Source organism: Zestomonas carbonaria (genome assembly GCF_904061905.1).
GTDB classification, from domain to species: domain Bacteria; phylum Pseudomonadota; class Gammaproteobacteria; order Pseudomonadales; family Pseudomonadaceae; genus Aquipseudomonas; species Aquipseudomonas carbonaria.
The window spans coordinates 235,751-257,856 of the sequence record NZ_CAJFCI010000080.1 but is presented as its reverse complement, the minus strand read 5'-3'; the positions used below and the strand labels follow the sequence as shown (position 1 = coordinate 257,856).

Sequence of the window (22,106 nt, the reverse complement as noted above, 5' to 3'; positions counted from 1 at the left end):
GGAACGGGCCATGCCCGCGATTCGCGCGCGTGGCGCGCTCCTACAGACAGCTCTTCGTGCACACCGATGGAGTGGCGCACCCCACCAAAGCACCTCTTTCAGGCCTCGGCGGCCAGCTCCGCGCCGTGCACGCGGTTGACCCACCAGCCGAACACCGCGGCGGTGAAGAACATGATGATGCTGTAGATCGCCGCCGGAATGGCCATGGTCGGGTTGTTCAGCAGCATCGGGCTCAGCGCCAGGGCGATGGCCAGGGTGCCGTTGTGGATGCCGATCTCCATGCCGATGGCCACCGCCTGGCGTTGCGACAGATTGAGCAGGCGCGGCACGAAATAGCCGACGCCCAGGCTGAGCAGGTTGAAGCACAGCGCCGCCAGGCCGACCACCGGGGCATACTCGACGAAGGTCTCCCAATCCTTGGCCACCGCCAGGAGGATGATCAGCGCGAGAAACAGCGCGGAAACGATCTTCACCGGCTTCTGCATGCGCTCGGCGAACTCCGCGAAGCGGCTACGCACCCACATGCCGATGGCCACCGGGCCCAGCACGATGGCGAAGACCTGCACCACCTTGGCGAACTGCAGCGGGATGGCCTGGTCGCCCGCCATGAAGTACATCAGCGACAGGTTGACGATCAGCGGCATGGTGAGGATGGCGATCACCGAGTTCACCGCGGTCAGGGTGATGTTCAGCGCCACGTCGCCATGGGCCAGGTGACTGTAGAGGTTGGCCGTGGTGCCGCCCGGCGAGGCTGCCAGCAGCATCAGGCCCACCGCCAGGGCCGCCTCGAGCTGGAAACCCTTGGCGATGAAGAAGCAGGCCAGCGGCAGCAGCATGATCTGGCAGACGAGGCCGATCAGCACCGGCTTGGGGAATTTGACCACGCGGGCGAAGTCCGCCAGGGTCAGGGACAAGCCCAGGCCGAACATGATGATGCCCAGCGCCAGGGGGAGGAATACCGTGCTCAGCAGGTTTGCGGTCATTCTTATTGTTCTCCTGAAGGGACAGCCGGATTCTGCGCAACCGCTCAAGGTCGCGGTAGTGGCTTAGCGCGCCAGCGTTTGCCACAGGTGTAACAGAATGCAAAAAAGGCACCTCGTCGGTGCCTTTTTCGATCCTGTCGGCTCAGATCGCCGTCATGCCGCCATCGACCACCAGCCCCTGTCCGGTGGTGAAGCTCGCACCATCGCTGCACAGGTAGAGCACCGCCGCCGAGATCTCCTCCACCTTGCCGATCCGGCCGATCGGGTGCAGGGCGGCAACGTAATCGGCCTTCTTCGGGTCCGTCTCACAAGCACGACGGAACATGTCGGTGTCGATCACCGCCGGGCAGATGGCGTTCACCCGGATCCCCTTCTTCGCGTACTCGATCGCCGCCGACTTGGTCAGGCCGAGCACCGCGTGCTTGGAAGCCGCATAGATGCTCATCCGCGGCGCCGCGCCCAGGCCCGCCACCGAAGCGGTGTTGACGATCGCCCCGCCGCCCTGGTTCAGCATCAGCGGGATCTGGTGCTTCATGCACAGCCACACGCCTTTCACGTTGACGCCCATGATCGCGTCGAACTCGGCCTCGCTGCCCTCGGCCAGGCTGCCCTTCTCGATCTCGATGCCGGCATTGTTGAAGGCATAGTCCAGGCGGCCGTAGGTGTTGATCACGCGATCCAGCAGAGCCTTGACCTCGGCGTCCTTGGTGACATCGCAACGGATGAAGACCGCCTCGCCGCCTGCGGCGCGGATCAGTTCGGCCGTACCCTCGCCGCCCTGGGCGTCGAGATCGGCCACAGCCACTTTCAGGCCTTCGGCCGCGAACGCCAGCGCCGTGGCGCGGCCGATGCCGGCCGCCGCACCGGTGACCAGGGCGACCTGGCCGGAGAAGGTCATGCTCATGTAGGAGTCCTCTGCAAGGGTGACAAAACGATGCCCAGTCTAGTCAGGGAGGAACCCGGCCTGGCAGCACTATCAGGTACCGCGCTATACCTCCATCCATGCCGCTGATCGAACATCCATCCCCCGATCAGCATGCTGGATGACCCGTCATTCCATATCCGGGGGGAAACTTGTCCGGAACCCGCCGCAAGGCTATCAACGACAGTCCCCTCCTCCACGAGAAGCCCGCCATGTCCGCCCAACTCAACCGCCAGTTCCTGCTCGCGCAACGCCCTGTCGGCCTGCCCAGCCGCGACACCTTCAGCTACGTGGAAACCCCGCTGGGCGAACCCGCTGCCGGCCAGATCCTGGTAAAGAACCTCTACCTGTCCCTCGACCCCGCCATGCGCGGCTGGATGAACGACGCCAAGTCCTACATCCCGCCGGTCGGTCTCGGCGAGGTGATGCGCGCCCTCGGCGTCGGCCAGGTGATCGCCTCGCAACACCCGGACTTCGCCGTCGGCGACCACGTCAACGGCGCCGTCGGCGTGCAGGATTACTTCCTCGGCGAGCCGAAAGGCTTCTACAAGGTCGACCCATCGCGCGCTCCGCTCCCCCTCTACCTCTCGGCCCTGGGCATGACCGGCATGACCGCCTACTTCGCCCTCCTCGACGTCGGCGCGCCGAAGGCCGGCGATACCGTGGTGATCTCCGGCGCGGCCGGCGCTGTCGGCAGCATTGCCGGGCAGATCGCCAGGATCAAAGGCTGCCGGGTGGTCGGCATCGCCGGCGGCCAGGAGAAGTGCCGGTTCCTCATCGACGAACTCGGCTTCGACGGCGCCATCGACTACAAGAGCGAGGACGTGGCCGCCGGCCTCAAGCGTGAATGCCCGAAAGGCGTGAACGTGTTCTTCGACAACGTCGGCGGCGACATCCTCGACGCTGTGCTCACCCGCCTGGCGCCCAAGGCCCGGGTGGTGATCTGCGGCGCAATCAGCCAGTACAACAACAAGGAAGCGGTGAAAGGCCCGGCCAATTACCTGGCGTTGCTGGTCAACCGTGCGCGCATGGAAGGTTTCGTGGTGATGGATTACGCCGCGCAATTCGCCGATGCCGCCAGGGAAATGGCCGGCTGGATGGCCGAAGGCAAGCTGAAGAGCAAGGAGGACATCGTCGAAGGCCTGACAACCTTCCCGGAAGCCCTGCTCAAGCTGTTCAGCGGGGAAAACTTCGGCAAGCTGGTCCTGAAGGTCTGAGCTCCCAGGAGTCTGCGCCGGTCGCTTGCAGAGCTGGCCGGGAGTCGATACCTGAGACTCCAGGCAATACGCTGGTAAGCAGTGCGTGCGGCACACCCTACGGGAGCGGACCGTAGGATGGGTGCAACCCATCGATTCCGATGGCGATGGGTTGCACCCATCCTACAAGGTAAGGCGCGCCGTGCGCACCGGCAGGAGCCGCCCCTCCTACTGGAAAAGCTTGGCCTGGGCGCAGAAGGCCAGCAGCGTCTGGTCGGACTTCACTTCCAGCTTGCGCATGGCCGAAATCTTCTGGGCGCTCACCGTCTTCGCGCTGCGGTTCAGCACGCGCGCGACATCGCACACTGGAAGGCCCGACACGAAATGCCGGAGCACCTCGTACTCCTTCAGGGACAGGCCGGAGATGCGCGTTTGCAGATCGTCCTTGCCAGAGGCCGCGCCGAGCACCGAAGAGACGCCCGGTCCGCTATAGGGTTGCCTGTGCAGCATGGCATTCAAGGCGGCGTGCAGTTCATTGACGCCGCCACTCTTCAGCACGACGCCGAACACGCCCAGCTCGTACAGGCTGGACAGGACCAGGCTGTTGCTGATCATGGTGAAGACCAGTATCCGGGTATCGGGAAAGTTGCGCAGCAGATACCCGATCAGCTTGATGCCGTCTCCGTAGGTCCCGTCCCCCGGCATGCTGTAGTCGGTCACCAGCAATTGCGGCCCCACCTCCCGGCACAGATTCACCAGCTCGGAAGAGTTGCGTGCCTCCCCCATCACCTCGAAACGCTCGTCACGCTCGACGATCTCGCGCACCCCCGCCAGCACGACGGGATGATCGTCCGCAAGCACTACTCTGATTCGTTCCATAGCCTTCATATTCCGGCTGATTCCCCCCATACCACCAACCACGCTCGATGAACACGAAACCTACAGGTGTTGCAGGTCCGCCTCGATACGTGCAAAAAGAGTCATTACCCTGGGCTCCAGGATCGCCCATGCGACCTCGCCAGCCAGGATGTCCGCGAGTTCGCCGCAGGCGGTTTCCAGGGACCGAGCCTGGACCGCCGCCAGTGCTCCTCGCATGCGATGCAACTGTTGCCAGAGCGCCTCGGGATCGTTGCCGCGCAGTGCGTGGCGAGCCTTCTCGAGGTCTTGCAGCATGGTGTCCACGAACAACTGGTGCATGTGCTTCGGCACCCGCAGCGAATCCAGCGGCATCACCTCCCCCACCGCGACGACCGGCTTCACTGGCGATGAAGCCACTCCACCGCCGACCTTGAGCAAGCAGTCATGCAACGCCTGCAAGCTGACCGGCTTGACCAGCCAGCCATCCATCCCCGCTGCGCGGCAACGCGCCCCTTCCGCGCGCAGTGCGTTGGCGGTCACGCCGATGATCGGCAGGGTCTCGCCCCGCCCGCGCAAGGCCCGGGTCAGCTCGTAACCGCTCATGCGCGGCATGTTGAGGTCGGTGAGAAGAATGTCGAAAGCCTCCTCGTCGAAGCGAAGCAAGGCTTCCTTTCCATCGACGGCCAGGACCACCGTGCAACCCAGCTCCTCCAACTGCTCCTTGAGCAGTTCCTGGTTGACCGGGTTGTCCTCGGTAACCAGGACTCGCAGGCCAAGCCGCTCCGGTCGAACCGACTCGACGACGTCGGCAGGCGCCTGGTCATGGCCGCTACGCGCCAGTTCCAGCGCCTGGCCGATGCCGTTCAGGCTGTACAGGCTGACCAGCCACTCCCCTTCGACATGACGCGGCTGCGGGGTGGCGTCACGCAATGCGATCACGCGGGGCCCCGGCCAATCGAAATCGGACAGGGATTCAGGCAACAGATCCAGAAGCAACGCTCTCGATCCCGGGCTGCCGGGCATCCGCTCGACGTCCATCACTATCGCCCCCCAGCGCTTCAGCCACAGGCCGACGCTGTTCGCCAGTTCGCGCGATGGAGCCCGCAGGTGAACCATCTCGCCGCGCAGATCGAAGTTCGCCAGGCCCGGGGCCTCCGGATCGAGCTCCTGCAACTCCAGGTCGAACGTGAAGCTGCTGCCCAGGCCTTCCTCGCTGATCACCTGCAAGTTGCCCCGCATCAACTGGCACAGCCGCTGGCAAATGGACAGTCCAAGCCCCGTGCCACTGACCGTATGCTGCCGCGAGTCGACCTGATAGAACGGCTCGAAGAGCCACTCCTGCTGCGCCTTCGCGATCCCGATGCCGGTGTCCGTCACCTGCCACTGCAAACCGACTCTGCCGCCCTCTCTCCCGAGCACCTTCAGGCGCAGCACCACGCGGCCGATGTCGGTGAACTTCAATGCATTGCTCAAGAGGTTGTTGAGAATCTGCCGAATTCGCGCGGCATCGCCCAGCACCTGCCGGGGCACATCGGGATCGATGCAGCCGTAGAGTTGCAACTGCTTGCCCGCCGCCATCGCGGCATAGGAGCGGAGCACCTCCTCGACCATTTCCAGCGGGCTGAACTCGCCGGTTTCCAGGGCCATCTCGCCGGCTTCGATCTTCGACACGTCGAGGATGTCGCTGATCAGTTGCAGCAGCAGCGCGGACGAATGCTGGATGGTCGACAGGTAGCCCTTCTGCTGGGAGTCCAGGCAGGTGAGGCCGAGCAGTTCGAGCGTTCCCAGCACGCCATAGAGGGGCGTACGGATCTCATGGCTCATCGTGGCGAGGAATACGCTCTTGGCCTCGCTGGCGGCATCCGCCGAACGCTTGGCCTCGGCGAGCGCGCTGACCGCATCCCTGTGCGCGGTAATGTCATTGAACGCGCAGAGCACCACGTCCTCGCCCTGATAGCGGGTCGACGTGAAGCTGACATGCAGGTATCTCCCCGCCACCACCGTGCAGGCACTGCCGGTGCTCGCCCCGTCTTCCTTGAACAGGCACCAGTCGCGAGCCAGCATGCCGATCTGCTCGGGGGTCCCCAGCCACTCCCGGGCCAGCGCGTTATGCAGCACGACCCGTCGATCGCCATCGCGTCGCAACACGCAGACCGCCACCGGCGCGGTCTGGATGATCGCCCGGCTGAAGGCATCGCTCTCCACGATATGACGGTGAGCTTCCTGAGCGGGCATGACCACCCGCCGGGCATACAGGCGGGTCACTCCCCAGCCGGCGCACAAACCGCCCAGCACCAGGGCCAGAATGCCCAGGAGTTGCCACTTGGCGTAGTGGAAGAAGCCCTGGTAGCTGATTCGATACAACGCGACCCAGCCATCGACCGGCTCGCTGCCGAGCTTGATCAGCACACCTTTACCGGTGAAGTTCAGCCCCTCGTCGTAATCCCGTGGCAGCGCTCCCGTCCCGAGCAACACTTCGCCTTCGGGAGAGATCAGGTCCAGCTCCTCGAATATGGGATGCTCCAGCAACCGCTCGTAATCATCGACACACGCCATGCGCAGCAAGGACGTGGCAACGATCAGGTGGTCCTCGTCTCCCTTCCACCATAACGACGCCGGCAGCTCCACGACGACATAGCCGAGCAGCACCAGGTCTTCCCCATCGAACGCTTCGGCCCGCAGCCAACGGACATGCGGGTCTCGCCTGGACAAGGGAAGCCCCTCCAGCCGCTGACGGATGCGTCCGGCAACCCCCAGGTAGGTATCCCAGGTCCAGTCCCGCTGGATGGGCAGGCTACCTATCGCCGGCACCGCCAGGCTCGTATCGCCATCGAGGTCGAGTATCAGGGACTGCGGTGAAGGAAAGGGCGAGACGCTCCAGTAGAGGCTGTAGAAGTTCGCCAACATCACCCCCAGGGAAAAGGGGCCGTAGCGTTCGCCGATGTTCAGCGGCCGTGCCCCGGCTGCCACGGAGAAGGGCATGGCGAACGAGAACTCGCGCCCTTCATGCAGCTCGATATTCCCACGCTGTCCGACAACCCGGCGCTGCAGCAGAGGCACGATGCTCAGATCACGAGCCTGCGTGTCGGCATCGCTCTGGTGGGCGATACGGGCCAGGAACTTCTGGTGTTCCTGGATCCCCCCTATCAACCGCATGAAGTGCAACTGGATCTTGTCCTGCTCCACCTGGATCAGCCGGCTCAGCGCCCAGTAGCTGATGCCCACGGACAGGAGTGTCAGGAAACAGACGACGAGCAGGCCTACGTTCAGCCGTTGCGAGATTTTCGCGAGCTTGGGGATCGGGGAGTTGTCATTCTCCATGCGTTGTCGGGTCCAGGCATATGTTGGTCTTGTTCATTGCACGCCCCGGTAACAGGGCCCTTTCAACGTCTGCTCGAAGATTCCCGGTGCGATCACTCCGATCCCACTACCGGGCCAGCCCCCCTGAAGCGGAGACAGATACTTCGCCCTGGGTGCTGGCGGCTGCCCGGGCACAATCGATCTTCGTTTCAGCGAATGGTGTCGATACCAATAGGAAGAACGCCTGCCTGCTCCGGCCGAGCCGGCCGAACGGGTATTCGCTCTTCATGGGGGATGGGCCTGTCGCCTCTGCTGGACCTGACGGACCGCTCAAGCGGGCTTCGCGTTACCAATGATCCACTACGGCTCGGCAAAACAATCGTGCGCTCCGTGGGTACATTGGTCATCTTCATGCGTGCTTCTAAGAAACCTCTTAAATCACCATGAAGTAAACCTTCCCACGCAAGATTAAGAAAATTCTTACACACCATGGGAACACTGAGACAGCATGCAAGACACCTCGGCAGTCAGAAAAAATCGAGGGGAACTAGATATATCCTGACTCGACAAAATGGCGAGACCTGAATCCCATAAATATCAATATTGAAAGAAAACCGGGCAGGAATAAGAATCTCCTGATATCCCAACAAGAGGAGCAGTGAGTTTTCTCGAATTACTGCCGGTACATGAATGTGCCTGCCGATGAGGCAGGCACGCCATCGTCAAGCCAGGAACTCCACCCTTCCACCGACCAGGTGATAGATCGAGCCGACCAGCTTGATCTTTCCCTCCTGCTCCAGGGCCGCCAGCACCGCACTGTCATTCCTGATTTTCTCGATGGTGAGCAGGACGTTGGTTCTGGCTACCGCGTTGACGAAATCCTCGTTCTTCGCGGTTCGCTCACCGCTGTAGCGCGTTGCCGCCACGGCCGGCTCTATCCTGTCCAGCAACCCGGTCAGCGAGCCGAGCTCGGCGCCATCGATGGCGCCCTTGATTGCTCGGCAAGCCGTGTGCCCCATGACCAGGACGACCTTGGCGCCCGCTACCGCGCAGGCGAACTCAAGGCTGCCTATCAGGTCGTCATTGGCGACATTGCCGGCCACCCGGGCGTTGAACGTATCGGCGATCCCCGCATCGAGGATGATCTCGGCGGGCGCGCGCGAGTCGATGCAACTGAGGATGACCGCCGCCGGATACTGGCCATCGGCGCTCGCCCGTTTCTGCGCCAGGTAATCGTGCTGCTGCATCCTGCCCGTGCGGAAACGCTCATTGCCCTGCTTCAGGCGCTCCACGATCTGGCCGGGCGTCATCCGGTCCCGCTCCGCCCTGGTCAGGGCCGCCGCATGGGCGACACCCGCCGATCCCAGGAAAGCCGCTCCTCCCGTCATCCCCAGGGCGGCAATTCCCAGGGCGGCTTTCAAGACGCCTCGGCGTTCACCGTTGCATGGGCTGGAAGTGTGGCAACAGGTTTCGTTCTTCATAAGAAATCCCTATCGGAGAAACAACTTGGCATTCGCAAAAGTTGCGGCCGCAACCAATACCATCTTCCCCGCAAGCTCCAACTAACGCTGTTGTATCCGGAGTTTTCAACGGATTAACAAGTTGTTATTCAATATGGCCAAGCGCCCTTCAACCAGGCCACGCACACTTCCGGACATCTCGATAACGAAATGTCCGGAAAGATGTTCAGGCACTATCCGATATGCCCGGCTGGCATTCAGCGAGGCGCCAGATCGACCATTCCGTCTCTCAGAAACGGAATGTGCCGCGAACCGACAGGAAGGCCGTATCCTCGCCGCCCGCCTCGGTGATCGCGGTCCCGACGTCGTAGAACAGGCCATCCAGATCCACGGTCAGGTTAGGAGTGACCAGCCAGCGCAGGTTCGTCTTGTAGACCGTCCCCGCCCGCTTGCCGGTTCCGGCCGTGCCCGGCGCCATGTTCATGCCGGTGAAATAGACCCCGTCGGCGCTCTTGTGCTTCCAGACACCGAGGACGGCAGGCTCGACGCGCAGCCGAGGATGCGGGGAATAGCCGATCGTCGGGCCGACGACCACGGCATTGGCCAGCGTCGTCAGGCTGGCCTCGCCGTAGACCTGGTTGCGCGGGAACAGCGGGTCGAAGGTGCCCACCCGATCGTCCCCCGGATCGTCATCGCCGCTGGCCATGTCGATGCGCATCCCCAGGCGTGGCCGCCCCTCGGCGTCCCAGGTGTAGCCCGAGTCACTGGAGAGCGCCCAGGCCCGTATCCTGGCGTCTCCCAGATGCCCTACCTGACCGGCCAGATCCCAACTCCAGTCCCACCCCTGGTGTTTGCCGAACAGCCGTGCGCCAAGGGTATGGCGCTTCTCGTCGCCGAACACGCCGGCCAGGCGCCGGTCGGAGGTTTCCAGGGAGAATCCGTAGAGATCGAGGCCTCTCTCCGGTGCCAGGGGCAGCGAGGCATACAGGCCGTAGAAGGTCTTGGCGTTATCGGTCCCGTCATTGAAGGAACCATCGGCGCGCAGCTCGACGGGACGCACGGCGAAGACATCGGCCTTGTGGCCGGCCGGACCGGCCCAGGACAGGTGCACGCCGTCGAAGCTGTAGCGCAGGTTCGGCGACTCGCGATAGCTCACGAAACTGGACGAGCCATAGGCCATTTCCTGGCGCCCTACCCTCGCCGTCACGTTACCGGCCCTCCCGAGCCCCCAGTTTCCATCGACGAACGCCTGGTGTATTTCGCTGCGGCTCTGGTCGGTGGGCGCGCGGAGTTCCTTGTGCCAGCTACGGGTGTCCTCCAGTTGCACGAAGACCCGCATCGCGCCGTCCAGCAGATGCAGGTCGGAATGCAACTGGGCACGCTGCTGGAGGTAATCCTCATGGCCCACGCCACGCAGGTTGAAAAACGGCCTGTCGACGCTGTCCGCGCGATAGCGCAACTCGCCGCCGAACTGCAGCCAGGCCGAGTCGGAGAGCCGGTGGTAACGGAATGCGTCGAAAGGATCGTCGCGCTTGGCGGGATCGTCGAGGAAACGGTAATCCTCCAACGGTCTCGGCGCCCCCGGCCGCAGCGGGCGGGACTGTTCGAGCGGAGAACGGACGCCATCGGCCAGCGCGACTTCGTTGGGCAATAGCGGCAACAGCGGGCACAGGCAAAGCGCTGTCCAGGTGCTCGACCACCCACGAGCGGGCATGGTCGAGGCGGCACGAGGCCGGTAGTCGATAGGCATCAACATGAGAAATTCCTTGTCGAAAGGTGCGAAGCAGGTGGCGGGTAGCGGCAGGACGGATAGCTGGCAAAGCCGTCCTTCAGGGGGTCGCTCCAACCCCAAGCGTCAGGGCCTACGGGCCCCCTGAGCTCCGCATCGCCGGCGGCAGGCCGCCGCCGGCGATGCGGAAAGCCAACCGCCTCATGGCTTGAGCGGTTCCGCCGACTGCGGCACGCGCGGCCTGGCGTGCTCGTCGAGCAGGATGTTGTTGCGCCGCGCGTAGGCCCTCCAGTCGCGCAGCAGGTCGGCCAGCACATCCGGCCGCTCCGCCGCGAGATCCCGGCGTTCGCCCGGGTCCGCGGCGAGGTCGTACAATCGCCAGGCCGCCTGCGGGTCCTTGACGTCGAACAGCAGCTTCATGCGGCCCTTGCGCAGGGCGGCGTTTCCGTTCAGTTCCCAGCCCATGGGCTCGTCGCGGGAATGCACCAGCGAGTCGCGTCCTTGCAGGAGGGGAAGCAAGGAGGCACCTTGCGGCGGAATGACGTCCCGGCCACGGTATTTCACGCTGGGCGGAGTCGCCCCGGCCAAGTCCAGCAGGGTCGGCAACACGTCCCGCGCGCTGGCGAGCACCTGGCTGCGGCCACTCTCCACCCGTCCCGGGAAGTACACGAACGCCGGCACACGGATGCCGCCCTGGTAGGTGGTCATCTTGTGACGCCGGCTGGGCAGCGAACTCACCTGCGCCCAGGCCAGCCCCTGCATCAGGAAGGAATCGCGCCGGCCATAGTTGTCCAGGCTGTTGTCGAAGTTCCTGGCCACCCATTCGGGATCGGCGCTGGCGCGCGCCTCCGGGCCGTTGTCGGCCATGAACAGGATCAGCGTGTCCTCCAGCAGCCCGGCGCCGCGCAAGTATTCGACCAGCCGCCCGATCTCGGCATCCAGGGACTCGACCATCGCCGCGTAGACTTCCATGCCACGCGCCGACTCGCGCCGCTGCCGCGGGCTCAGCTCGGACCAGGCCGGCACGCCCTCCAGTTGCGCCTTCACGGGATGCTCGGCGGGAACCAGGCCCAGTTCGCGCTGGCGGGCCAGGCGTTGTTCGGCTATGACCTCGTAGCCGGCGTCATAGCGCCCCCGGTACTTCTCCAGGTAACTGTCCGGCGCCTGCAACGGCCAGTGCGGAGCGGTATAGGCGGCGAAGGCGAAGAACGGTTTCCCGTCCCCCGTTCGCTTGCCGATCATTTCGATCAGGCGGTCGGTGTACCAGGTGCTGGAGTAGAAATCGTCCGGCAACTCGATGGGCTGGCCGTTATGCACATAGGTGGTGCTGTAGTTGGGCAGCAACGCCATGTTGTCCTGCTTGAAGTTGGCGGCACCGCCTTCCAGCAGGACGTAGGCTTCATCGAAGCCCCGCTTGTGCGGCTGCTGCTCCAGGCGCTTGCCCAGGTGCCACTTGCCGGCGATGTAGGTGTGATAGCCGCTATCGCCCAGCAACTCGGCCAGGGTCGGCACGTTGTCCGCCAGTACACCTTCGTAGCCGGGACGAACCTCCGTGCCCTCGGGCAGGCGACCGCGCCATTCGGCCATCATGCCGACGCCGGTGAGGTGCGGGTCGTTGCCCGACATCAGCATTGCCCGGGTCGGCGAGCAACTGGGCGTGGCGTGGAAGTCCATCAGGAGCATCCCCTGCTGCGCCAGGTCATCCAGGTACGGCGTGGCGATCTCGCCGCCCAGTGCCCCGATGTCGGAAAAACCCAGGTCGTCGGCGACGATCAGTACGATGTTCGGTTGCTTGGCGTCGGCGGCGAGCGCCGGCAAGGACAAGCCAAGCAACAGGCATGCAAGGCGCTTGAGCACTGTATTCATTCTTCAGGTCTCGCTTTCTTGTTGTTGTGAGGCCGCGTCATTCCTGCAGCGCGCTTCTCGCCGTCCGCAGCCCCATGCCCATCAGGAACAGCGCCAGGCTGGCGACCAGGGCCGGCAACGCGATCCACAGGAAGAACTCCTGCAACCCTCCGGCGATGCCGAACAGCCAGGCGCCGAGCATCGAACCGATGATCGAGCCGGCGCGTCCGGCGCTCAGCGCCCAACTGACCCCAGTGGCCCGGGCATGGGTCGGGTACAGCGTCGCGGCCAGGATGCTCAGGTTGTTGAGCGCACCGGTCAGGGTGAAGCCGACGAGGAAGACCATGAGCAGCAGACCGAAGCCACTGCCCAACTGGGTGCCGGTCAGGGCCAGGGCGATGGCAGCGAACAGGCACAGCGGCGGCAATACCCTGTGCGCGCCGATACGATCCATCAGCAACGCCATGACGATGCCGCCGATCACGCCTCCGAAAGGGATCATCGCTGCGATGTTGGAAGTCTCGGCGGTGCCGTAGCCGCTGCTGCGCAGGATGGTCGGCAGCCAACTGGTCAGCAGGTAGAAGACGAACAGGCAGCAGAAGAACGTCAGCCAGAGCAGCAGGGTGCGTGACGCCTGGCCCTCGGCGAACAGCGCCGCGGCGGGCGAGCGCACCTCCCGCTGCGACGTATCGCCGACCAGGGTGACGCCCTCCCAGTCCCGCCGCCCGCTGATCCGCGTCAGGATGGCGCGCAGTTTCTCGGTATGGGCGGGCTTGTTGGCCATGAAGCAGGTGGACTCGGGCAGCGCCACATACAACACCGGCAACAGCAACAGAGGCGCGACGCCACCGAAAACCAGCAGACCTTTCCAGCCCACCAGGGGCAGCAGGATTCCCGCCACCCAGCCGCCCAGGGCCAGGCCCAGGGTGAAACCGGAATAGCTGAGGGTCACCAGCAGCATCCGCCGGCGCGCCGGCGCATATTCCGAGCACAGGGTGATGCTGTTCGGCAAGACACCGCCCAGGCCGATGCCGGTGAAGAAACGCAGCACGGTGAGTACCTCGATCGACGGTGCCAGCACGCAGGCCAGGGTGCCCAGGGCGACGATCAGCAGGCTGATCAGCAGCACGATCTTGCGCCCTTTCCGGTCGGCGACCGGGCCGAAAGCGAAACTACCCACCAGCATGCCGAACAGGCCTGCGGCGAAGGCCGGGGCCAGTTGGCCGCGTTCGATACCCCAGTCCTGGATCAGCTCCGGGGCGATGTAGCCGATGGCGGCGGTGTCGAAACCATCCAGCACCACGACCAGGAAGCACAGGATCAGGACCCTGAACTGCAAACCGGAAATCGGGCTGTCGTCGATGATATCGCTGACACGTTGGGTACTGCTGTTCATGGCAACTCCCTTGTAGGTGTTGTTGGCGTGGCCAGAATCGATGTCGAAATGGGCCGGAGGCCCCGCTCAGATGCCGAAGAACTCCCTGGCATTGCCAGCGCAGATCAGCGACTTGTCCGCATCCGTCAACCCCGGGTGCTCCAACACCCCGGCGCCGATGCTCTGCTCGCCCAACGGGAACGGCGAGTCGGAGCCGAGCATCACGCGGTCGGCGCCCATCACCTCCACCAGCAGGCGCAGGGAGCGCGGGTCGAAGACCGCGGAGTCGACGAAGAAACGCTTCACGTAGCTGGACGGCAGGTTCGGGCAGTCCTCGCGGACGATGTCGCGGTGACGCCAGGCGTTGTCCACCCGGCCGAGCAGGAAGGCGAAGCCACCGCCACCGTGGGCGAAGCAGATGCGCAGAGACTCGGGCAGGCGCTCGAAGGCGCCGGAAAGGATCAGCGAGAGGATGCCCAACTGGGTTTCCGCCGGCATGGATACCAGCCAGCGCAGCATCCACTTGCGCATCCGCTCGCCGCCCATCATGTCCCAGGGATGGACGAGCAGCGGTATGCCCTCCTTCGCGCAGTGATGCAGGAAGGTCTCCAGGCCGGCATCGTCCAGGTCCAGATCGCCGACGTGGTTGCCGATCTGCACGCCGACATGGCCGCAGTCCTTGGCCCGGCTGGCCTCGCAGCAGGCCGCCTCGATGTCCTGCAACGGCACCTGGGCCAGCACCTTGAGACGGTCCGGCGCTACCGCGGCCATCTCCAGGGCGCGGTCGTTCATCAGTTGCGCCCAGGGCAAGGCACGCTCGATGGGCTGGTCATAGCCGAACATCACCGGGGTGGCGCACATCACCTGGATGTCCAGGCCCTGCTCGTCCAGGTGCTCGATGCGCCGCAGCGGGTCCCAGAGCACATCGTGCACCGGCCGGAACGGCTTGTCGCCGAGCATGATCTGGCCATGGCGCCCGTCGGTGTGCAGCCAGGGCGCGCGCTGCGGGTGCAGGCGCGCGGCCTCGGCCTGGGTGATGCGCGGGAAGAAGTGCGAGTGGATGTCGATCTTCAAGGCACTCATCCCCGCTCCTGCGCCTGGGCGTGGAGGCGGTGCCAGGCATCGTAGTCCTTCCCGGGGTGCACCGTGCCGCACTGGGTGCAGCGCCGCTCCTCGTCGCTCTGGGTGTAGAACAGTTGGTACGCCTTGGGCAGGTCGTCCACCAGGCTCTGCAGTTGGGTGGTCACGCGCCAGACCAGCGTCGCGCAGACCGGGCAGTACCACTGCAGGGCATCCAGCGCGCCCTGCGGACGCCGCATTTCGATCAGGAAGCACAGCCCCGGCTCGGGACGCTGCGGCGAGTGGATGACGTGCGCCGGAAGCAGGAACACCTCACCTTCGCGAATGTCCACCCGCTCGAACTTGCCGCGGTCCCAGATGTTCAGGTAGGCGTTGCCCTTGAGCTGGTAGAAGATTTCCTCGGTGGGATTGTCATGGAAGTCCGTACGGGTGTTGGGCCCGCCGACCATGTTGATGATGTAGTTGCCGTCGGGCCAGATCGCCGCGTTGCACACCGGAGGCTTCAGTTGATGACGGTTGCGTTCGGCCCAGTCCAGCAGATTGAGCGGCATGCCATATTGCAGTTCCATGGGACTCTCCTCTTGTTGTGTTTTCGCGCTCGTTGATCCCTAGCGCGGCTTGTAGGCGACGGCCTTGATCTCGATGCGCAGGTGCGGATGCGGCAACTGGTGCACGGCCACGGTGGTGCGGGTCGGGCCGTTCTCGTCGAAGTACTCGGCATAGACTTCGTTGTATCCGCCGAAGTCGTTCATATCGACGAGGAAGCTGCTGACCTCGACCAGGTCCTGCAGACCGGCCCCCTGGCTGGCCAGGATGTCGCGGATGTTCTCGATCACCGCGCGGGTCTGCGCGCGGATGTCCAGGCGAGTGGTGCCCATTGCGTCCGCCTCGGCGCCGACGATGCTGTTGTCCGGCAGCCGCGAGCTGGTCCCGGAAACGTAGAGGAAGTCGCCGGCGCGCTTGACGTGCGGGAAGCGCCCGCGTGGCGTGGCCTTGCCGGTGACAAGGGTGGCTTGGATATTGTTCATTGGCTGTTGTCTCCTGTTGCGGTCCTGTCCGGCCCGTGTGTCGGATTCAGATAACACTGAATCCGCTTTCGCCCAGCCCCTCGATCTCCACGCTGACGTGGCTGCCCGCGCGCAGGGGCTCCGCCGCGGTGGCCGCGCCGGCCATCACCAGGCTCCCCGCCGGCAGGACGATCCCGGCGTCGCCGAGCAGTTTCGAGGCCTGTACCAGGCTGCGCAGCGGGTGGCCGAGAATCGCGGCGGTCGAACCCGCCTGGACCAGGCGGCCGTCCATGCGCAGCAGCACCCCGGCATTGCCGATGGCATCGAACTCCCGCGACCAGGGACCGACCACCAGGCCGGCCGAGGAGCAGTTGTCGGCGACCACGTCCTCCAGGCTGAATTTGAAGTTCTGGTAGCGCGAATCGATGATCTCCAGAGCCGGGGCCACGGCCTCCAGGTAGTCGGCCGCCTCCAGCAGGGTCAGCGGACGGTCGATGGCGCGCCGAGTGAGGAAGCAGACCTCCGGCTCGACGCGCGGATGAATGTAGCGGGACAGGCTGACCAGACCACCGTCCTCTTCCAGCATGCGATCGGTCAGCCAGCCCCAGATCAGGCTGTCCACGCCCATCTGGATCATCTTGGCGCGGCTGGTGAAGCCCAGCTTCACGCCGATCAGGCGCTCGCCGTCATCCTGGCGGAGCTGCATCGAGGCACGCTGGATCTGGTAGGCCTGCTCCAGGGAAAAGCCTGCGCTGGCACTGAACTGGGCCACGGCCTCGGCCTTGCGCGCGGCCTGGTCGAGGGCGGTGGCGATGCGGGTGATATCGGCACTCATGGACGGGACTCCCGGGCGTTGCTCAACAGGTCAAGGGCTACATCGACGATCATGTCCTCCTGGCCGCCGACCATCCGCCGCTGGCCCAGCTCGACGAGGATGTCCAGGGTCTTCAGGCCGTACTTGTCGGCGGCCACTTCGGCATGGCGCAGGAAGCTGGAGTAGACCCCGGCATAACCCAGGCCGAGGGTCTCGCGGTCCACGCGCACCGGACGATCCTGTAACGGGCGGACAATGTCGTCGGCGGCATCCATCAGCGTGTAGAGGTCGGTGCCGTGGTTCCAGCCGAGGCGCTCGGCGGCGGCGATGAACACTTCCAGCGGCGCATTGCCGGCCCCGGCGCCCATCCCGGCGAGGCTGGCGTCGATGCGGTCGCAGCCTTCCTCCACCGCGACGATGGAGTTGGCCACACCGAGCGACAGGTTGTGGTGGGCGTGCATGCCGGTCTGGGTTTCCGGCTTGAGGGTGGCCTTGAACGCGCGCATGCGGTCGCGGATGTCGTGCATGTTCATGGCGCCGCCGGAGTCGGCCATGTAGATGCACTGGGCGCCGTAGCTTTCCATCAGCTTGCCCTGTCGAGCGAGCTCTTCCGCCGGGATCATATGGCTCATCATCAGGAAGCCGACGGTGTCCATGCCCAGCTCGCGGGCGTACTCGATGTGCTGCTTCGACACATCCGCCTCGGTGCAATGGGTGGCCACGCGAACCACGCGGGCGCCAGCGTCATAGGCGGCCTTGAGGTCATGCACGGTGCCGATGCCGGGCAGCAGCAAGGTGGCGATTTTCGCGTGGCTGATCACCTCGGCCACCGCCTCGATGTACTCGAGGTCGGAGTGGCGGCCAAAGCCGTAGTTGAAGCTCGAGCCCTGCAGGCCGTCGCCATGGGCGACCTCGATGGAATCGACCCTGGCCTTGTCCAGCGCGCGGGCGATGGCGCGCACGTCATCGAGGGTGTACTGGTGACGGATGGCATGGCTGCCGTCGCGCAGGGTCACGTCGGAGATATAGAGTTTCTTGCCGTTCATGTCCGTGCTCCTCAACCGTTGATCATCGACTGCGCCATGCGCTCGGCGGTGGCCAGCGCGGCGGAGGTCATGATGTCGAGGTTGCCGGCGTAGGCCGGCAGGTAGTGGGCGGCGCCTTCGACTTCGAGGAATACCGAGGTTTTCAGCCCGGAGAACTTGCCGTGGCCGGGGATGTTCAGGTCGCGGACCTCGTCGAACTGCACCCGCTGCTTCAGGCGGTAGCCCGGCACATAGGCCTGCACGGCGGCGGCCATCTCCTCGATGCTCGCCTCGACCTTGGCCTGGTCGGCGGCCTCGCTGAGCACGAACACCGTGTCGCGCATGATCAAGGGCGGCTCGGCCGGGTTCATGACGATGATCGCCTTGCCCTTGGCCGCCCCGCCGATCACTTCGATGGCCTTGCTGGTGGTCTCGGTGAACTCGTCGATATTGGCGCGGGTGCCCGGGCCGGCGGACTTGCTGGCGATGGAGGCGATGATCTCGGCGTAGTGGACCTTGGCCACCCGGGAGACCGCCGCGACCATCGGGATGGTCGCCTGGCCACCGCAGGTCACCATGTTCACGTTGGTGGCAGCGAGGTGTTGCTCCAGGTTGACCACCGGCACGCAATACGGACCTATCGCGGCCGGGGTCAGGTCGATCACGCGAAGACCGGGCTTGTGGCCCCGCAGCAAGGCGTCGTTCTTCACGTGAGCGCCGGCACTGGTGGCATCGAAGACGAAGTCGATCTCGGAGAAGATCGGCAGGCGGGTCAGTCCCTCCACGCCTTCATGAGTAGTGGCCACGCCCAGTCGTGCTGCGCGGGCCAGACCGTCGGACGCCGGGTCGATACCGACCATGGCGCCCATCTCCAGGTACTGCGCATTGCGCAGGATCTTGATCATCAGGTCGGTGCCGATATTGCCGGAACCGACGATGGCGACTTTGCGTTTCTTGCTCATGGCTGCTCCCTCACTGCGCATCGGCGAAGGCGGCGGTGACGCTGCCCAGGCCCTGGATATGCGCGCTGAACACATCGCCCGGACGCGCCTCGACCATGGGGCCGAGGGCACCGCTGAGCAGGATGTCCCCTGCCCTCAGCGGCTCGCCCAGGCGGACCATGGTGTCGGCCAGCCAGAGGGCGGCGTTCAGCGGGTTGTCCAGGCAGGCAGCCCCGGCACCGACGGACACCGGCTCGCCGCGCAGCTTCATGTTCATGCCGCAACGCACCAGGTCGAGGCGGTCGAGCGTCACCGGCCGGCTGCCGAGGACGAACAGCCCGGAAGAAGCGTTGTCGGCGATGGTGTCGAGCAGGCGGATATCCCAGTTGGCGATGCGGCTGCCGACGATCTCGATGGCCGGCAGGACGAAGGCGGTGGCACGGATGATGTCGGCCAGGGTGTGGCGCTCGTGGCACAGGTCACGCTCCAGCACCAGGGCGATTTCCGCCTCCACCTTGGGCTGCGCGGTATCGCTCCAGGCGATGGGCTGGCCGTCGCCGCGCGCCATGTCGGCGAACAGCAGGCCGAAGTCCGGCTGGTCGACGCCCAGTTGCCGTTGCACGGCGATGGAGGTCAGGCCGATCTTGCGCCCCACCGGACGCCGTCCGGCGGCCATGGCGGCGGCATTGTTGTGGCGTTGCACGGCATAGGCCATGTCCACCGGATCGGTCTGCAATTCGGCGCTGGCGGCCTGGATCAGGTCGCGCACCGGTGCGCAGGGCTGGCTACCGGCCTGGGCTTGGCGCAGGCGCTCGGCGGCCTCGACAAGAGAGGGATGCATAAGGGTTCTCCTGGTGTCAGAACCTGTTCACGATCTGCTGCGCGCTAGCTCGCGAGATCGTGAACAGGCGCTAGGGATTGACGCAGACCGTGGTGATCTCGGAATAGAAATCCAGCGAGTGGCGGCCACCTTCACGACCGAGGCCGGAGAGGCGTGCGCCACCGAAGGGCGTGCGCAGATCGCGGAGGAACCAGGTATTGACCCAGACCATCCCCACCCGGAACTGCCGGGAAATCCGGTGCGCGCGCCCCAGGTTCCGGGTCCACAGCGCGGTGGCCAGGCCATAGGCCGAGTCGTTCACCCGCCTCACCACCTCGTCGTCGCTGTCGAACGGCGCGACATGGCAGACCGGCCCGAACACTTCCTCGCGCATGCAGCGGGCGTCGTCCGACAGACCGGTCCAGATGGTCGGCTGCACATAGGCGCCGTTGTCGCGCTCATCGCCGAACCTGGGCACGCCACCACCGGTCACCACGGTCGCGCCTTCCTGGTGGGCCAGCTCGAAGTAGCCCAGTACCTTGTCGCGGTGCTTGTGGGAAATCAGCGATCCCATGTTCACGCCATCTTCGTCGGGATAGCCGATCTTCAGCGCCTCGGCACCGGCCTTCAGTGCCGCGACGAAGCGCTCGAAGATCGGCCGTTCGACATAGACCCGCTCCGAGCACAGGCACACCTGCCCGGAATTGGTGAAGCTGGAACGCAGCACCCCGGCCACCGCGGCATCGAAATCGCAGTCGGCGAAGACCACGGCGGCGTTCTTGCCGCCCAGCTCGAAGGACACATCGCGCACGCCTTCGGCGGCGGCGCGCATGATGCTGGAGCCGGTGCGCGACTCGCCGGTGAAGGTGATGGCATCCACATCCGCGTTGCGGGTAAGGAACTCGCCCGCCGAGTCCGGCCCGAAGCCGTGCACGAGATTGAAGGCCCCAGCGGGTACGCCGGCCTCGTGCATGACCTCGGCGAGCAGCGTGGCGCTGGAAGGCGTGTCTTCCGAGGGCTTGACCACCACCGAGTTGCCGCAGGCCAGGGCCGGCGCCACCTTCCAGGTGAGCAGCAGCAGCGGCAGGTTCCACGGCGAGATGATCGCCACCACGCCATGGGGTTTGCGCACCGTGTAGCTGAATACGTCCGAGCCATCGCCGGTGCGCATCTCGAAGAACTCGCCACCGGCCTGGCGAACCAGCCCGGCGAAGGTGCGGAAGTTCTGTACGCCACGGGCGACATCCAGGCTGCGCGCCTGGTGTACGGGGCGGCCGGTATCGGCCACCTCGGCGGCCACGAAGTCGTCGAAACGGCGTTCGATGCCGTCGGCGATCCGCTCCAGCAGGTCGGCACGCTGCGCCGCGCTGAAGCCGCCCCACGGGCCGGACTGTGCGGCCTTGGCCGCCTCCACCGCAGCGTTCACCTGGGCCTGGCCGGCCTCGCAGACCTGCCCCAGCTCACGGCCGTCGACCGGGGAGACATTGGCGAAGGTTCGTTCGCTGGAAACGAACTCGCCAGCGATGTAGTGCCGTAACAAGGTAGAAGACATGACCACCTCCGAAATCTGGTTTCGGAGGAGTCTATGGATCGCGGCTATAAACGAATAATCAATAAACCGGAATCGACTATTAGGTTTTGGAATACCTGGATATGAGCCTCAAATCGTTTCCGGCGAAGCATGCTCCTGGCTGGCCAGCCTCAGGCAGTCGAGGAACAGACGGGCCGCCGGGCCCGGCTCGCGACTGGCCGAATAGAAGCAGCCGATGTCGCCGAACTGCAGGGTGGTGCCGAGATCGAACGGCCGCAGGATGCCGTTCCCGGCCAGTTGCCGGGCGGTCTCCAGGGGCAACAGGCCGACCGTTCGCTGGTCCTGCATCAGCGAGACGTTGGTGAGTACCGAAAGCGATTCGATCATGTTGGCCGGGGCATCGAGCCCCGCGTCGGCGAACAGGCGGTCCGCGGTGCGGCGCAGCAGGGAATCCCTGGTCGGCAATACCCAGGGGTAGCCATGCAAGTCCGCCAGGCTCACCGGGCCGTGGTCGTGCAGCGGATGATGGGCTCCCGCCACCACGCACAACTCCTCGCCGTACAGCACCTCGACCTCCAGTTGCGGCGCCTCGTCGCGCCAGCGCCAGTCATCCGGCACGCGCCCCACCACCATGTCCAGCTCGCCGACCGCGACGGCGGGAAACAACTGGTCCATCTGCCCCACCCGCAGCGACACCAGCACGCCGGGCGCCCGCTGCTTGAGCAACTGCAACGCCTGGGGCAGCAGCCAGGTGGAAGCCGAAATCAGTGTCCCGACCATGACGTGGCCCGCGCTGCCGTCGCGGTATGCCTCCACTTCGTCGGCCAGGGCCCGCAGGTCGGCCAGCATGGAGCGCGCACGGCTGACCACCAGTTCGCCCAGCTCGGTAGCGCTGACGCCACGGTTGCCACGCACCAGCAGGGGCGCGCCGAAATAGGACTCCAGCTCATGGACGATCTTGGTCACCGCCGGCTGCGTCAGGTTGAGCACTTGCGCCGCACGCAGCAGCGAGCCGCTGCGCAATACCTGGTCGAGCACCACCAGTTGATGGAACTTGAGCTTGCGGGCAACGGACATGACGGAGGGCTTCATCACGAGCTCCGGGAAACGAAGGAGGCCGGCATGGTAGCGCGAGGGAGCAGCGTGGTGCAGGGATTCCCATGCCCGAGCAGAGAGCCCTGGAAGAACTGACGGAATTGTCATCCCCGGCTCATCCCGGG

At 65.1% G+C, this 22,106-nt stretch carries 18 protein-coding genes; 1 reads left to right on the top strand and 17 read right to left on the bottom strand.

Annotated elements, in window-relative coordinates; all coding sequences use genetic code 11:
- Positions 1-98 precede the first annotated feature (98 nt).
- Both PSEWESI4_RS22160 and PSEWESI4_RS22155 read right to left on the bottom strand, forming a co-directional pair.
- Entirely contained in the window at positions 99-983 is an 885-nt protein-coding gene (locus PSEWESI4_RS22160; protein WP_187673388.1) for a bile acid:sodium symporter family protein, read from the bottom strand.
- A gap of 142 nt (positions 984-1,125) precedes the next feature.
- Positions 1,126-1,887, bottom strand: a complete 762-nt coding sequence (locus tag PSEWESI4_RS22155) for an SDR family oxidoreductase (protein ID WP_187673387.1) — start codon at positions 1,885-1,887, stop codon at positions 1,126-1,128.
- 230 nt (positions 1,888-2,117) lie between these two features.
- Here PSEWESI4_RS22155 and PSEWESI4_RS22150 point away from each other — a divergent pair, with 230 nt between their 5' ends.
- Positions 2,118-3,122, top strand: a complete 1,005-nt coding sequence (locus PSEWESI4_RS22150; RefSeq protein WP_187673386.1) for an NADP-dependent oxidoreductase — start codon at positions 2,118-2,120, stop codon at positions 3,120-3,122.
- Positions 3,123-3,329: 207 nt separating this feature from the next.
- Here PSEWESI4_RS22150 and PSEWESI4_RS22145 read toward each other — a convergent pair whose 3' ends face one another.
- From PSEWESI4_RS22145 to PSEWESI4_RS22075, 15 genes are all read right to left on the bottom strand, one after another.
- On the bottom strand, positions 3,330-3,980 hold the full coding sequence (locus tag PSEWESI4_RS22145) for a response regulator (protein WP_187673385.1): 651 nt from the start codon (positions 3,978-3,980) through the stop codon (positions 3,330-3,332).
- Positions 3,981-4,040: 60 nt separating this feature from the next.
- Entirely contained in the window at positions 4,041-7,280 is a 3,240-nt protein-coding gene (locus tag PSEWESI4_RS22140; protein ID WP_187673384.1) for a hybrid sensor histidine kinase/response regulator, read from the bottom strand.
- A gap of 701 nt (positions 7,281-7,981) precedes the next feature.
- The gene (locus PSEWESI4_RS22135) at positions 7,982-8,740 is read right to left on the bottom strand and encodes a carbonic anhydrase family protein (protein WP_187673383.1); all 759 of its coding nucleotides are present in this window, start codon (positions 8,738-8,740) and stop codon (positions 7,982-7,984) included.
- 268 nt (positions 8,741-9,008) lie between these two features.
- Positions 9,009-10,475, bottom strand: a complete 1,467-nt coding sequence (locus PSEWESI4_RS22130; RefSeq protein WP_235978988.1) for an alginate export family protein — start codon at positions 10,473-10,475, stop codon at positions 9,009-9,011.
- A gap of 174 nt (positions 10,476-10,649) precedes the next feature.
- Entirely contained in the window at positions 10,650-12,314 is a 1,665-nt protein-coding gene (locus tag PSEWESI4_RS22125) for an arylsulfatase (protein WP_187673382.1), read from the bottom strand.
- Between the two features lie 37 nt (positions 12,315-12,351).
- Complete coding sequence (locus tag PSEWESI4_RS22120) at positions 12,352-13,689, bottom strand: MFS transporter (protein WP_187673381.1); 1,338 nt, start codon at positions 13,687-13,689, stop codon at positions 12,352-12,354.
- A gap of 66 nt (positions 13,690-13,755) precedes the next feature.
- Positions 13,756-14,751 (bottom strand): amidohydrolase family protein, encoded by a 996-nt coding sequence (locus PSEWESI4_RS22115; RefSeq protein WP_187673380.1) that lies wholly within the window; start codon positions 14,749-14,751, stop codon positions 13,756-13,758.
- Entirely contained in the window at positions 14,748-15,317 is a 570-nt protein-coding gene (locus PSEWESI4_RS22110; protein ID WP_187673379.1) for a 3-hydroxyanthranilate 3,4-dioxygenase, read from the bottom strand. The genes PSEWESI4_RS22115 and PSEWESI4_RS22110 overlap by 4 nt, the downstream gene beginning before the upstream one ends.
- 39 nt (positions 15,318-15,356) lie before the next feature.
- Positions 15,357-15,776 (bottom strand): RidA family protein, encoded by a 420-nt coding sequence (locus PSEWESI4_RS22105; RefSeq protein WP_187673378.1) that lies wholly within the window; start codon positions 15,774-15,776, stop codon positions 15,357-15,359.
- Between the two features lie 46 nt (positions 15,777-15,822).
- Positions 15,823-16,590, bottom strand: coding sequence for a 2-keto-4-pentenoate hydratase (locus PSEWESI4_RS22100; protein WP_187673377.1), 768 nt, complete (start codon positions 16,588-16,590; stop codon positions 15,823-15,825).
- Positions 16,587-17,615 carry a 4-hydroxy-2-oxovalerate aldolase gene (dmpG, locus tag PSEWESI4_RS22095; protein ID WP_187673376.1) on the bottom strand — a complete coding sequence of 343 codons (1,029 nt, stop codon included), beginning with the start codon at positions 17,613-17,615 and terminating at the stop codon, positions 16,587-16,589. The genes PSEWESI4_RS22100 and dmpG overlap by 4 nt, the downstream gene beginning before the upstream one ends.
- An 11-nt stretch (positions 17,616-17,626) precedes the next feature.
- Positions 17,627-18,556 carry an acetaldehyde dehydrogenase (acetylating) gene (locus PSEWESI4_RS22090; protein ID WP_187673375.1) on the bottom strand — a complete coding sequence of 310 codons (930 nt, stop codon included), beginning with the start codon at positions 18,554-18,556 and terminating at the stop codon, positions 17,627-17,629.
- A 10-nt stretch (positions 18,557-18,566) separates the two neighbouring features.
- Positions 18,567-19,376 carry a fumarylacetoacetate hydrolase family protein gene (locus PSEWESI4_RS22085; protein WP_187673374.1) on the bottom strand — a complete coding sequence of 270 codons (810 nt, stop codon included), beginning with the start codon at positions 19,374-19,376 and terminating at the stop codon, positions 18,567-18,569.
- A gap of 70 nt (positions 19,377-19,446) precedes the next feature.
- Positions 19,447-20,907, bottom strand: a complete 1,461-nt coding sequence (locus tag PSEWESI4_RS22080) for a 2-hydroxymuconic semialdehyde dehydrogenase (RefSeq protein WP_187673373.1) — start codon at positions 20,905-20,907, stop codon at positions 19,447-19,449.
- A 108-nt stretch (positions 20,908-21,015) separates the two neighbouring features.
- A complete protein-coding gene (locus PSEWESI4_RS22075; protein WP_187673372.1) occupies positions 21,016-21,978 on the bottom strand; it encodes a LysR substrate-binding domain-containing protein in 963 nt (320 codons plus the stop codon).
- Between the last annotated feature and the right edge of the window lie 128 nt (positions 21,979-22,106).

Coding starts and splice junctions, on each gene's coding strand:
- PSEWESI4_RS22145 (WP_187673385.1), bottom strand. CDS start 3,980: ATGGAACGAATCAGAGTAGTGCTTGCGGACGATCATCCCGTCGTGCTG.
- PSEWESI4_RS22140 (WP_187673384.1), bottom strand. CDS start 7,280: ATGGAGAATGACAACTCCCCGATCCCCAAGCTCGCGAAAATCTCGCAA.
- PSEWESI4_RS22105 (WP_187673378.1), bottom strand. CDS start 15,776: ATGAACAATATCCAAGCCACCCTTGTCACCGGCAAGGCCACGCCACGC.
- PSEWESI4_RS22125 (WP_187673382.1), bottom strand. CDS start 12,314: ATGAATACAGTGCTCAAGCGCCTTGCATGCCTGTTGCTTGGCTTGTCC.
- PSEWESI4_RS22135 (WP_187673383.1), bottom strand. CDS start 8,740: ATGAAGAACGAAACCTGTTGCCACACTTCCAGCCCATGCAACGGTGAA.
- PSEWESI4_RS22110 (WP_187673379.1), bottom strand. CDS start 15,317: ATGGAACTGCAATATGGCATGCCGCTCAATCTGCTGGACTGGGCCGAA.
- PSEWESI4_RS22090 (WP_187673375.1), bottom strand. CDS start 18,556: ATGAGCAAGAAACGCAAAGTCGCCATCGTCGGTTCCGGCAATATCGGC.
- PSEWESI4_RS22075 (WP_187673372.1), bottom strand. CDS start 21,978: ATGAAGCCCTCCGTCATGTCCGTTGCCCGCAAGCTCAAGTTCCATCAA.
- PSEWESI4_RS22160 (WP_187673388.1), bottom strand. CDS start 983: ATGACCGCAAACCTGCTGAGCACGGTATTCCTCCCCCTGGCGCTGGGC.
- PSEWESI4_RS22150 (WP_187673386.1), top strand. CDS start 2,118: ATGTCCGCCCAACTCAACCGCCAGTTCCTGCTCGCGCAACGCCCTGTC.
- PSEWESI4_RS22100 (WP_187673377.1), bottom strand. CDS start 16,590: ATGAGTGCCGATATCACCCGCATCGCCACCGCCCTCGACCAGGCCGCG.
- PSEWESI4_RS22080 (WP_187673373.1), bottom strand. CDS start 20,907: ATGTCTTCTACCTTGTTACGGCACTACATCGCTGGCGAGTTCGTTTCC.
- PSEWESI4_RS22115 (WP_187673380.1), bottom strand. CDS start 14,751: ATGAGTGCCTTGAAGATCGACATCCACTCGCACTTCTTCCCGCGCATC.
- PSEWESI4_RS22130 (WP_235978988.1), bottom strand. CDS start 10,475: ATGTTGATGCCTATCGACTACCGGCCTCGTGCCGCCTCGACCATGCCC.
- PSEWESI4_RS22085 (WP_187673374.1), bottom strand. CDS start 19,376: ATGCATCCCTCTCTTGTCGAGGCCGCCGAGCGCCTGCGCCAAGCCCAG.
- PSEWESI4_RS22155 (WP_187673387.1), bottom strand. CDS start 1,887: ATGAGCATGACCTTCTCCGGCCAGGTCGCCCTGGTCACCGGTGCGGCG.
- PSEWESI4_RS22120 (WP_187673381.1), bottom strand. CDS start 13,689: ATGAACAGCAGTACCCAACGTGTCAGCGATATCATCGACGACAGCCCG.
- dmpG (WP_187673376.1), bottom strand. CDS start 17,615: ATGAACGGCAAGAAACTCTATATCTCCGACGTGACCCTGCGCGACGGC.